The following is a 12,422-nucleotide window of genomic DNA, read 5'->3' as shown; positions in this document are numbered from 1 at the left end:
AAATTGAACAAAACAATGAAATTCAAACATCATATACTCTGGGTAAGCTTGGCGCTGGCAAGTAGTTCTTGCGAAAAATTTCTGGATGTTCAGCCCAAAGAATTTATCTCCGACGCCGCCACCATTGTGGATCGTTCTTCGGCCGAAACAGCCGTAAGAGGAGTCTATAGCGCCCTCGCCGACGGCAGTTACTACGGCACTTCTTTCCAATCCATTGGTTATTTGTCGGGCGATAATATCGTTTGGACGGGTTCGCAGTCGCAGGTTCAAGAGTTTATCAATAAAAAAGTCAATGCCGACAATTCAACCATTAGCTCGGCTTGGATTTCGATTTACCGAACCATCAACCGCGCCAACAACGTCATCGACAAAGTACCCGCCGTTAAAGATGCCCAACTAACCGATGCCCTTCGGAATCAGTACATTGGAGAAGCTTATTTTGCGCGTGCATTGGCCTATTTTGACTTGGCTCGGACGTGGGGTGGTGTACCTCTTATTACCAAACCGACCATCAACCCCACCGACAACAGCGGAATCAAACGCAGCAGCGTTGCCGAAACCTACGCCCAAGTACTCAAGGACTTAGAAACGGCCGAACCACTTTTACCCGCCACCACTGACCGTTATCGGGCTACCCGCAAAACCGTTTGGGCCTTGAGAGCGCGTTATCATTTGTACCAAAAAGAGTGGGTCAAAGCCGAAGAATATGCCGATAAGGTCATCAGTGACGCTACTAATTACAAATTGACAAAACCGTTTAGTGCGTTTTTTGCTAACGATGCCCGCGGAACGACTGAATCTATTTTTGAGATTTTTTACAACGGTACCACCGAAGTAAACAGCCACCGTGGACAATGGCAACCCCAAACCAACGGTGGTACACGCCAGTGGGCTCCCAACGATGCCCTCGTGGCTTTGCTCAACAACCCCGCCGTGGGAGGAACGCGCAGTGCATTGGTCGCCAAAGACAACCAAAACCGCTGGTACGGAAATTTGTACTACCGCAACCCTGCCTCTGACCCAAGCTACGTACTTCGTATTGCGGAAATCATTTTGATTCGGGCCGAAGCGCGCGCCCAACAAGATAAACTCACACTTGGCTTGGCTGATTTGAACTTGATTCGCGACCGCGCGGGCATTGCTGCCAGTACAGCCGCTACCAAAAACGATTTGTTGTTGGCGATTGAAAACGAGCGTCGCGTAGAATTTGCGTTAGAACCACACCGTTGGTACGACATCGTCCGTACGGGGCGCGCTCCTGCCGTCTTTAGTCTTTCGGAGGCTAATCGCTACGTGTTGCCTATCCCTGTTCAGCAACTTCTTTCTGACAAAGCATTGGAACAAAACCCTGGCTATTAACCCCTAACACCTCTTAACATCCTCCCTCACAAGCCGCAACGGCGTACGGGGAGGAGTTTGGTGAGGGGGTAGTCCAAATCATAACAACTTCTATTCACCTTATAACCGTTAGAACCAACCATGGCAAAAGAATTACTCCTCGACGATTCTACCGAATGGCAAGGATGGGAAAAAAACATTTTTCGATTCTTTGGGCTCTATTTCCTAATTCAGGTTCTTCCGCTCGACCTTCGATTTTTTAAGCACTTATTTGTAACCGAAGATTGGGCGTTTAGCTACCGAAATATCTTTTATTTGTCCAAATACTCTCCAAATTTCATAGGACAAGAAAGCTTTGCAAACTGGCTGATTGTGGCCGTTTTGGCGGGCATTGGTGCGCTCATTTGGTCACGAATCGACAAACCAACGACTGATTACAACAAGCTTTACTACGGAATCCGCGTTTTGGTGCGCTACCGCTTAGCACTTGGTGTGATTGCCTACGGATTCATTAAGTTTTTTCCGTTGCAATCGCCCCTCCCCTCACTCAGCAACCTCAATACCAATTACGGTGACTTCACGGCTTGGAAACTATTTTCGTTGGGCTTGGGCGTCGTCCCTAATTACCAATCGTTCTTGGGTTTGGTCGAAATTGTGGGTGGGCTTCTGTTGCTCCACCGCAAAACTGCCACCATTGGTACGCTCATTATTTTGCCTTTTACGGGCAACGTCTTTGTCTCCAACATCGCCTACGAAGGCGGCGAATACATCTATAGTTTTTACCTCATTACGTTAGCCCTCTTTTTGTTTTCGTACGACGCCCTCCGCTTGTTTACGTTGGTATCGCTCGAAAAACCTACGCTTCCCAACAAGTATCAACCTGTTTTTCAGGCCAATTGGCAAAAAGCTCGTTGGGCGTTGAAAGCCGTTTATATTCTTTTGTTTGTGGTGGTGTATGGCGCAGAAACCTACGCAGCCTACAAAAAAGGGCCGTACCAATTCCCCGCCAAGCAAGGCTTACCGCATTCAGAAGGGATTTACAACGTCAGCGAATTTAAGGTCAATTCCACACCCCTGCCCTACTCAAAAACAGACTCAACGCGCTGGCAAGATGTGGTATTTGAAAAATGGAATACACTCAGTATTAAATCAAATCGTTCGGTAAAATTGGATTTGACCAACACTGAAGAGATTCACACCAACGACGACGACCGCACTTATGAATTGGCAGGTTCGCAGGGGCGTCATTATTACAGTTACGAAGTGGATGAAAAACAACACGTTTTGCACCTCAAAAACCGTAACAAGCACTACGCGAACGAAGCCCTTGAATTGCATTATTCTCAACCCAATGACTCAACGATTGTCCTCTCGGGAATCAACGAACGGCGGGATTCGGTGTATGCTGTACTGCACAAAATCAACAAAAAATACCTCACGTTCGAAGCGCAAAAAACAGGACGTCGGAGCGGCTTAAAACTCTAAACTCAAACGCTTTACTGCTATGTCAAAGACACTAAAAATCACTTCGGAAAGGGTCGATTTAGGAGCGGCTTCCGCTCTAAACATACAATCGGTAACGGAGCCATTTCCGCAACACAAAGAACCAGCACAGGCGTCGGGTACTGCATGGCCGCTGTGGAAAAAAATTGCGTTCCGCATTGCGTTTGTCTTTTTTGTGGCCATGTCGTTGCCCAACAACCTCGACTGGTACAAAGAAGTGGCGACGTTTGATTGGCTCCACCTGCACTACCGCGACCTGTACGACGTGGCGCGTTTTGGTTCTGGTTTAAACTTCTTTGGCAACCGCATCTTTGGCAGCACCCTCAACGGGTACGCCGTTTGGGTCATTACCTTCCTGTTTGCTATCGTTGTAGGATTGGCATGGACGGGCATTGCCACCGTCACCAAAAAAGACCGTAAGGAATACAACTTGCTTTACTACTGGCTTCGCGTGATTGTGCGCTACCGCGCAGGCATTGGCATCATTGGATTTGGCTTCACCAAGCTCACACCTACGCAACTTCCTTACCCGTCTTGGGGGGTATTGAATACCAATTTTGGGGATTTGACCCTCCAAAAAATCTACTGGCTTTCGATTGGGATTGTGCCTTGGTACGAAGTATTTACGGGCGTAGTTGAAGTAGCAGCGGGAGCGTTATTGTTTTTTAGAGCCACTACCTTTTGGGGTGCCATTTTACTGTTTGGCGCACTGGCCGACATCGTCTATGTCAACTTTTCCTACGACGGCGGCGTACACGTTTACAGCTCTTACTTTGTGTTGTTTTCGGCCTTTTTATTAGTTGACTACATTCCAAAACTCTACAACCTGCTCATTTTGGAGAAGCCGACTATTCCTACCACCTACTACCCTACTTTTTCCGAAGCTTGGCAGCGTATTACGCGCATTTCGCTCAAAACAGGCACGCTCATTTTGTTTTTACCCGTTTTTACGTACTTGTCGGTCATCAACTTTTTGTACGACCCTTACAAACAACCTGCCCTCAAAGGCATCCCACAGTTGCGGGGAAATTACCACGTCACGGAGTTTCGTCACAAAGGCCAAGTGATTCCTTTTTCGCCGCTGGATACTTTGCGCTGGCAGCAAGCCACGTTTGAAAAATGGACCACGCTTACCTTCAAAGTCAACAAACCTGTGGATTTGGATTTATCCAACGGCGGCGGCGCTCCCATGCGCGACATCAACCGTACGTTTGAATTGACGGGTGTAGCGGGTGGCCAACGTGTGTTTTACTACGAAGCCGACACCGTTCACCGCGTGCTGTATTTGCAAGACAAAAACCGTGGGCAACGCCAAGAAGGGCGTGAATTCTTAGGAAATCGAACCGATTTTGGCGGCGACGGACGCACCAATGCCCCAGGCAAAAAGAAGAACGAAAAGAAAAAAGAAGACAACTGGATTCCTAAAGAAGCTTTGGCCATCATTGGCCCCGAAGCCCCTAAGATTGAACCCATTGCGTATTCAACTCGCCGCGTCAAAGGCATTGAGGCCGAATCTCGTCCTGGCAAACGCAACCGCATGATTCTAAAGTATGACGTTCAGAACGGTGGCAATCGGGTGGTGTTGACGGGAATTGACGAACACAAAGATTCTATCCGAGTCGTACTCGACCGCTACGAGAAAAAATATGCTTTGTCACGCAGTACGCTAGAGGCTGGAAAGTACAATTAAAAACTCATTTTTAACTAACTACATTGTCAAGTAAACAATTTCATTTCTTACCCGCAGAAACCCGCTGAATAATACAAACGCAGATTTTCGCTGATAAAGAACTCAATGAAGCTAGTCTCATCGGCGAATATCTGCGGCATTAAATCTGCGCCAATCCGCGGGTAAAATTTAAAACAACTTATCTAACAATGTACTAACCATTATTTTTATGAAAATCAGAGAACTACGATTCATTTTACTGCTGATAGTGAGTTCGGCCATTACTGCTTTGGCCCAAAAGTCCGTATCAGGAACCATCAAAGACAAAGAAACGGGCGAGGCGCTACCAGGCGTCTCGGTCATTGTCAAAGGCATGCAAACGGGAACCATTTCCGACCAACAAGGCGCTTTCAAACTGTCTGTTAACGATAATTCTACCCTCATTTTTTCTTTTATTGGATATACTTCCATTGAAAAAGCCGTCGCTAATCAATCTACTTTTTCTATCGAATTAACATCTGACACCAAACAACTCAGTGAAGTTCGGGTAGTTGGCTATGGTACGCAAACCAAAGCCGAATTTACGGGTTCAGCTGTGCGGGTTTCGGGCGAAGCCATCAAAGAACAGCCCGTGCAGAGCTTTGACCAAGCCCTTCAAGGCCGTGCACCTGGGGTGAGTATTGGTCAACCCAACGGGGTTTTGAACAACCCGCCCGTGATTCGGATTCGGGGCGTCAACTCCATTTCGTTGAGCTCGTATCCGCTGATTGTCGTCGATGGGATTCCCATCAACACGGGCAACGTTTCGACCAGTACGGCCGTTCCTAACAACCCCCTTGGCGACATCAATCCCGCTGATATTGAATCCATTGACGTATTGAAAGACGCCGCCTCTACGTCTATTTACGGTTCGCGGGCAGCGGCGGGGGTATTGCTCATTACGACCAAGCGCGGAAAAGCAGGCAAGCCTCGCATTACGTATGAAACCTGGGCGGGCGTATCCAACGTCGTGCGTTTGCCTGAGTTATTGAACGCCGAACAGTACATCGCCATCAAAAACGAAGCAGTATTAAATGCCAAAATTTTGGGAGGAAATGCCAACAACGACAGAGTCGCTTCGGCTTTATTTTTCCCTAACTATGACGAAAACAAAAACCCGATTGACACGCGCTGGTACGATTACATTTACCGCACGGGGACATCTCAAAGTCATAACATCAATATTTCGGGCGGTACACCCACTACGTCGTACTACTTTTCGGCTAACTATACCAACCAAAATGGCTTTTTGGTCGCCAACGAGTTTAAACGCAAAGCGATTCGTTTCAACATTGACCAAGAAATTACGTCTTGGTTGAAATTAAAAGGAAGCGTTTCGTACAACAGTAGTTACAACAAATCACCATACGCGGGTTCATTGCCCAACTCCAACTTCTTCTTGGTAGGAGCAGCCCGCTTGGCAACGGCACTATCGCCCAACATTCCTGCCTTTAACGCCGACGGTTCGTACAACATCAACCCTTCTGCCCTCAATACCATCGGCATGGGCAACAACCAAGTGGTAAGCAACTGGGGAAACCCCGTGGCGTTGTTGAGAGAAAACCGCTACACGTCCGAAAACGACCGCATTATTGGTACCCTTTCAGCCGTAGCTAATCTCGCTAAAAACCTCGATTTTACCTCTTCTTATTCGATTGACCGCCTCCGTACGGACAACGTAAGCTTTGACAGCGCCATCCAAGGAAATGGTTTTTCAACGCGCGGGAACGCTACCAACACCACTGGAATCAGGGATACGTGGAACTGGACTAACACACTTTCATACAACCTTGGTTTTGGTGGAAAGCACTCAGCTTCGGCATTGGTAGGGTATGATATTCAGAAGTTTGACTATACCGCATGGGGAGCATCGCGCACGCAAACCTCCGACCCATTCTTTGAAAATTACCAAGGAAACTGGGGAGCCATCTCGGCGACTGGAAATGAAATTAGCGAACGCGCTTTCCTTTCGTTCTTTTCCCGTTTGAACTACGACTTCAACAAAAAATACTTCGTTACCTTCAACTTCCGCCGCGACGGTAACTCGGCGTTGGGAGCGGGTAAAAAATACGGAAACTTTGGTGGTGTATCGGGTGGCTGGGCCTTGTCAGAAGAACCATTTTACAAAAACTTGCCCCTTTCTAACGTGCTAAGCAACGTCAAACTCCGCGCCAGCTGGGGACGCGTAGGCAACGGAAACCTCAACGACGCCTACAGTTCGCTCGAACTCTACAGTGGCTCGCTTTACGGCAGCGTTCCAACTTGGGGAATTTCGCAAGCAGGCAACTCCAATTTGGGTTGGGAAACCAGCAATCAAACCAACATCGGAGCAGATTTGGGCTTGTGGAACGACCGCGTTCAAGTGGAAGTCACGTATTTCAACAACGACGTCAACGGTCTAATTTTGAGCGCTCCGCAAGCGGTTTCCAAAGGGATTCCTGGCAATGCTATTTTGGGTAACGTAGGTTCGATGTACAACCGTGGGCTTGAGTTGGGTATCAACGCCACTGTACTTCGTAAAGGAGACTTTTCGTGGAATACCTCGTTCAATATCACCTCGTTAGAAAACCAAGTAACGGCGTTGGCCCAAGGCAATACGGACATCGTGGGAACCACGCACGTGTCGTACGAAACCACCAACATCACACGCGTGGGTTATTCGGTAGGAAGTTTGTACGGCGCCAAAACCGCAGGCGTCAATCCCGACAACGGACAGCGTATTTTTATCAATGCCAAAGGGGAAAAAGTGCAGTACAGCCAAGTGGTATTGCCAGGGCAAAGCCAGTGGACGTACTTGGACGGCACAAAAGCACCTGCCATTACGGGAGCAGATTACTACCTCATTGGCAACGCACTTCCCAAATGGTACGGTGGCTTGACCAACACCTTCAAATACAAGAACTTCGATGCGGCTGTGAGTTTGTCGTTTGCGGGAGGTAACTACATCATGAACGGTACCCGCGCTACCCTTCTCGACCAACGCGCCTACAACAACTCTACCGAAATCTTGAACCGTTGGCAAAAACCAGGTGACATCACCGACATCCCGCGCTTGGTGTACAACGACCAACTTTCGAGCGGTTCGTCGTTTCCCGTATCAACCAACGCCGAAAAAGGAGATTTTCTCCGTTTGCAAAACGCATCACTTGGGTACCGCATTCCTGCCAATCCTGTGTTCACGAAGCTCGGACTTAGCACGGTTCGGGTCTATGCCCAAGGCTCTAATTTGTTTTTGTTGACCAAATACACGGGCACCGACCCAGAATCGTCGGTCAACGGAAACTCAAACGTGACGCCAGGCATCGAAAAGAACTCGGTGGGTCAAGCAAGAACCTTCACCTTTGGCTTAAATGTGAGTTTTTAGGGGGGGCGTTAGCCGTTATCTGTTAATTGTTAACCGTTATCCGTTAATCGTTTACCGCTAAAACTTTCATTATCAAAGGTTTTGAAGAATCCAAAGTAGCCTCGGTAGAGGCGCAACATTTGTAGAAAAATCAAAGGTTTTGAAGAATCCAAACCAGCCTCGGAGAGGCGCAACGTTTGTAGAAAATCAAAGGTTTTGAAGAATCCAAAGTAGCCTCGGTAGAGGCGTAACATTTGTCGCTAAATCAATTGAAAATGAAAAAAAGTCAGAAATACATCGGAAAAAGAGGCATCATTGGCGCATTGTGCGTGGGGTTGGTATTGTCAACGGCCTCGTGCAACGACCAAGAACTACTCAATCCCCAACCAGAAACCGCCATCAGCGGCGCCAATGCTTTTGATACCCCTGATCGAATTTTGGGGTTAGTCAATGGCGTTTACAAATCCATCAAAAACGCCAACTTCTACGGGGGCAATTACTACACCTACACCGAAGCCCGAGGCGAAGAGTTTATCAACCGTACTAGCAATACCTTTACCGCCTACGAAGCTTGGAATCAAACGCTTAATTCGGGCTCAAACTTCGTGGCAGGTTTTTGGTCGGCGGCGTACACGGCCATTAACAATGCCAATATTCTAATCAAAGGGCTGAACGACAACCCAACCAAAGTAAGCGCCGCACTCAACAAACAGTACATTGCCGAAGCAAAATTTGCCCGTGCGCTGAGTTATTTTGCCTTAGTCACCCTCTACGCCCGCCCCTTCAACGAAGACAAAGGCGCGTCAAAAGGACTGCCATTGCGCTTGCAAGCCGAAACTTCAACGGACAACAACGACCTCAAACGCAGCACCGTAGCCGAAGTTTACGCGCAGATTATCAAAGACTTGAACGAAGCCGAAGCCGATTTACCGTTGAACCACGCCACGGCTCTCCTCAACACCACCCGCGCCCACCGCAATACGGCCATTGCCCTCAAAACGCGGGTCTATCTCAACAGCGGTAACTACGCCAAAGTGATTGAAGAAGCCAAGAAAATCGTCTCTGAAACCGCTCCCTACGCGGCAGGTTCGGGCGTCAACCACAAGCTTCAAAACATCGTCGAAATTTTTACGACCAATTACACCTCGACCGAATCTATCCTGTCGGTGCCGATGACAGATTTGGACAATGTCGGTGGGCAATCGTCGTTTCCGTACGTCTTTAACGCCAATTCGGAATACAACCTCAATCCCAACGGAATTTGGGGAGAAACCGAATGGCGGACGGCCGACCTTCGTCGCACGTTTGCGCGGACGGCATCGGGGCTTCAGTTTCTTACCAAGTATAGCAAGCCTTCTCCTTTCTTGGATTATATGCCGATTATTCGTTATTCGGAAGTATTGCTCAACTACGCCGAAGCCGCTGCTCGCACGGGCGATTTGACCAAGGCCGTTGAACTTTTGAAAGCCGTGCGTAACCGCTCCGATGCCAGCTATGTATTCCCTCAGAGCGCGATTGGTACGCAAACGGCTTTGGTCAACACCATTTTAAAAGAGCGCCGCATTGAATTGCTAGGCGAAGGGTTTCGTTCCAACGATTTGCTGCGCAACTTGTTGCCACTCCCTGCCAAGTCAAGCAGTGCGTTGAGCGCTCCCGAGGTCAAACCGACCGATTCTAATTACACATTCCCACTCCCCAACGTGGAGATTGTGACAAACAAGCTTTTGTTGGATTAATACCGTACCACTAACATCAAAACAAAAAAAATGAAAACACCCGTAACTTTCGTAGGCGCTCTCCTGTTGGGCGTGAGCCTGTTGGCTTTTCGTAGTGATAACCCGCACGAAGCCGAGATTAAATCGTGGCATCAAAAACGCATCGAAAGCCTGAAAGCCGAAGAGGGATGGCTCAACTTGGCGGGGCTTTTTTGGCTCAAAGAAGGCGAAAATACCATTGGCGGAAACGAAAAAAATAGCATCGTTTTTCCAGCGGAACACAGCGACGCGTTTTTGGGAAAAGTTATTTTAAAGGATGGTAAAGTAACGTTTGAAGCAGCACCCCAAGCAGCGGTGCAGTTGGGCGAACAGGCAGTCGCCAACGCCGAACTTTTCCCCTATCAAGGCAAACCCACGGTTTTGAAACACAAAACGTTGCGCTGGTTTATTATCCAACGGGGTGATAAATTTGCCATTCGCTTGCGCGACTTGGAAGGTACCTACGTAAAGGCATTCAAAGGCATCGAAACTTTTCCGATTACGACAGACTGGAAAGTGAAGGCGAAATTTATTCCGACGGAAGGTAAAAAACTTACCATTTTGGACATCACTGGACGGTCGTACGAACAGGCATCTCCTGGTAAATTTGTATTTACGATTGATGGCAAAGAATATAGCCTTGAGTCAGTAGGATCGAAAGAACGTCCTCACTTTGTGTTTGGAGATTTGACCAACAAACACGATACTTACGGTGGCGGACGTTTCTTGGACGCGCCTGCCCCCGACGCTGAGGGATATACGTACATTGATTTTAACAAAGCTTACAACCCTCCCTGTGCTTTTACCCCGTATGCTACTTGCCCGTTGCCTACCAAAGAAAATCGGTTGCAGGTAGCCATCAAAGCGGGTGAAAAGTACCACGGAGACCACTAAACATTAAAAAAATGCCCAAAACTCTAAGCAGGGTACTCTTGACCGTTGTATTACTCCCATTGTTGATTCCAACTTTGGGAGTTTTTCACGCAGAAAACCCTCCCCAAACCCCTTCCCAAAACATTGCTTCGGATACCGCTCATTTTCCCCGTTCTTTCGGACTTGGCAGAGTGGCGACCCAAGTAGAAATCAAAAAACTAGACATTGATGTCCGCCCCGACGGCAAAGGATTGCCCATTGGTTCGGGCATTTCGGCCAAAGGAAAATCCATTTTTGAGCTCAAATGCGCTCCCTGTCACGGGATAGGCGGCGTGGGTGGCCCCAACGGCTCGCTGGTCTCTTCGGTGCCTGCTGCGGGCAAACGCCCCGAACGTACCATTGGCAATTATTGGCCGTACGCTACCACGGTTTTTGACTACGTGCGCCGCGCAATGCCTTTCAACGCCCCTGGCTCGTTGACCGACGAGGAAGTGTATCACCTAACGGCGTACTTGCTTCATGCCAACAAAATCATCGACGAAACGACGGTGATTGATGCCAAAAGTCTGCCCAAGGTTGTAATGCCTGCCCATCAACTATTCATTCCCGACAACCGCAAAGGTGGCCCCGAAATCAAATAACGATGAAAAACAAACTCATTGAGATTGGGCAGATTGCCCCCAAATTTAGCCGACGAAAATTATTAGGTGGTGCCGCTACCGCCGCCGTAGCCATCGTACAAACGGCCCAAGGCAAAAACCTTCAACAAGCCATTACAGTCGGCGATTTGCCCGACGACCCCACCAAAGTAGTAGGTACGCTGGCGGGCGAAGTAGGTACCCGTTCTTCGTTTGAAAAATTGGTTAAAAAGCCTTCCGATATTTCGTCGCGCTCTCCTTTGCAGGATTTTTACGGAATGATTACCCCCTCCGATTTGCACTTTGAGCGTCACCACGCGGGGGTGCCTACCATTGACCCCAACAAACACGAGTTACTGATTCACGGATTGGTCGAAAAACCGTTGGTTTTCAAACTGTCTGACCTCAAACGTTTTCCTTCGGTATCCCGCATTGCTTTTTTGGAATGTTCGGGCAACTACCGCACGGGCAAAGAAACGCTCTCGCCCCAAGAAATTTGCGGGCTCACCAGTCAAAGTGAGTGGACAGGGGTCAAACTTTCGACGCTTTTTCGGGAAGTTGGCGTCAAGCCCAACGCGTCGTGGTTTTTGGCCGAAGGAGGCGATGCCGCCGTGATGACCCGCAGTATTCCCGTCAAAAAAGGCTGGGACGACGCCATTATTGCCTACGCCCAAAACGGCGAAGCCCTTCGTCCCGAACAAGGCTACCCCGTTCGGTTATTTTTGCCAGGTTGGGAAGGCAACACCAGTGTAAAATGGTTACGCCGCCTCGAACTGTCGGACGCGCCCTTTATGACCCGCGAAGAAACGTCTAAATATACCGAAAGTGTCAACGGAAAAATCCGACAATTCAGCTTTGACATTGATGCGCGTTCCATTATAACCTACCCTTCCTATCCCCAACGCATCGAAAAAGGCTGGGTTGAAATCAGAGGTTTGGCGTGGAGTGGACGCGGCAAAGTAGTCCAAGTAGAGGTTAGCACCAACGCAGGAAAATCGTGGCAACTGGCCCGACTGCAAGAACCGATTTTGGACAAAGCCCACGTGCAGTTTCGGTACTTGTGGGAGTGGAAAGGAGAATCCACCGAAATTATGAGTCGCGTAACGGACGAAACGGGCTACGTTCAACCTACGTACCAGCAGCTCATTGCTGCCCGAGGTGCGGACGGAGGCTACCATTTCAACGCCATTGCGTCGTGGCAAATCAAACCCGACGGCGCTGTCCTGCATAAACCAGAGAAATAACCGTACTATCGTAAATTTTCA

8 protein-coding genes are annotated in these 12,422 nt (G+C 48.7%); all 8 read left to right on the top strand.

Annotated features, from left to right (window positions below):
• Positions 1 to 15: 15 nt before the first annotated feature.
• The gene (locus FHS57_RS19055; RefSeq protein ID WP_183976482.1) at positions 16 to 1,359 is read left to right on the top strand and encodes a RagB/SusD family nutrient uptake outer membrane protein; all 1,344 of its coding nucleotides are present in this window, start codon (positions 16 to 18) and stop codon (positions 1,357 to 1,359) included.
• 120 nt (positions 1,360 to 1,479) lie between these two features.
• Positions 1,480 to 2,823, top strand: a complete 1,344-nt coding sequence (locus FHS57_RS19050) for a DoxX family protein (RefSeq protein ID WP_183976480.1) — start codon at positions 1,480 to 1,482, stop codon at positions 2,821 to 2,823.
• A 19-nt stretch (positions 2,824 to 2,842) separates the two neighbouring features.
• Complete coding sequence (locus FHS57_RS19045; protein WP_183976478.1) at positions 2,843 to 4,531, top strand: hypothetical protein; 1,689 nt, start codon at positions 2,843 to 2,845, stop codon at positions 4,529 to 4,531.
• A 208-nt stretch (positions 4,532 to 4,739) separates the two neighbouring features.
• Positions 4,740 to 7,913: a SusC/RagA family TonB-linked outer membrane protein gene (locus FHS57_RS19040; protein WP_183976476.1), complete on the top strand. Its 3,174-nt coding sequence runs from the start codon at positions 4,740 to 4,742 to the stop codon at positions 7,911 to 7,913.
• Between the two features lie 254 nt (positions 7,914 to 8,167).
• On the top strand, positions 8,168 to 9,628 hold the full coding sequence (locus FHS57_RS19030) for a RagB/SusD family nutrient uptake outer membrane protein (protein ID WP_183976472.1): 1,461 nt from the start codon (positions 8,168 to 8,170) through the stop codon (positions 9,626 to 9,628).
• A 30-nt stretch (positions 9,629 to 9,658) separates the two neighbouring features.
• Complete coding sequence (locus FHS57_RS19025) at positions 9,659 to 10,540, top strand: DUF1684 domain-containing protein (RefSeq protein WP_183976470.1); 882 nt, start codon at positions 9,659 to 9,661, stop codon at positions 10,538 to 10,540.
• Positions 10,541 to 10,551: 11 nt separating this feature from the next.
• A complete protein-coding gene (locus FHS57_RS19020; protein WP_183976468.1) occupies positions 10,552 to 11,160 on the top strand; it encodes a c-type cytochrome in 609 nt (202 codons plus the stop codon).
• A 2-nt stretch (positions 11,161 to 11,162) separates the two neighbouring features.
• Complete coding sequence (gene soxC / locus FHS57_RS19015) at positions 11,163 to 12,401, top strand: sulfite dehydrogenase (RefSeq protein ID WP_183976466.1); 1,239 nt, start codon at positions 11,163 to 11,165, stop codon at positions 12,399 to 12,401.
• The last annotated feature ends 21 nt before the right edge of the window (positions 12,402 to 12,422 follow it).

This window comes from Runella defluvii (genome assembly GCF_014195535.1).
GTDB lineage: Bacteria > Bacteroidota > Bacteroidia > Cytophagales > Spirosomataceae > Runella > Runella defluvii.
Note: the sequence above shows the minus strand (reverse complement) of the source record. Positions and strands in the feature narration are given on the sequence as shown.

Bases quoted from the DNA above. Each gene is read 5' to 3' on its own strand.
- FHS57_RS19055 (WP_183976482.1), top strand. From the start codon at position 16: ATGAAATTCAAACATCATATACTCTGGGTAAGCTTGGCGCTGGCAAGT.
- FHS57_RS19050 (WP_183976480.1), top strand. From the start codon at position 1,480: ATGGCAAAAGAATTACTCCTCGACGATTCTACCGAATGGCAAGGATGG.
- FHS57_RS19045 (WP_183976478.1), top strand. From the start codon at position 2,843: ATGTCAAAGACACTAAAAATCACTTCGGAAAGGGTCGATTTAGGAGCG.
- FHS57_RS19040 (WP_183976476.1), top strand. From the start codon at position 4,740: ATGAAAATCAGAGAACTACGATTCATTTTACTGCTGATAGTGAGTTCG.
- FHS57_RS19030 (WP_183976472.1), top strand. From the start codon at position 8,168: ATGAAAAAAAGTCAGAAATACATCGGAAAAAGAGGCATCATTGGCGCA.
- FHS57_RS19025 (WP_183976470.1), top strand. From the start codon at position 9,659: ATGAAAACACCCGTAACTTTCGTAGGCGCTCTCCTGTTGGGCGTGAGC.
- FHS57_RS19020 (WP_183976468.1), top strand. From the start codon at position 10,552: ATGCCCAAAACTCTAAGCAGGGTACTCTTGACCGTTGTATTACTCCCA.
- soxC (WP_183976466.1), top strand. From the start codon at position 11,163: ATGAAAAACAAACTCATTGAGATTGGGCAGATTGCCCCCAAATTTAGC.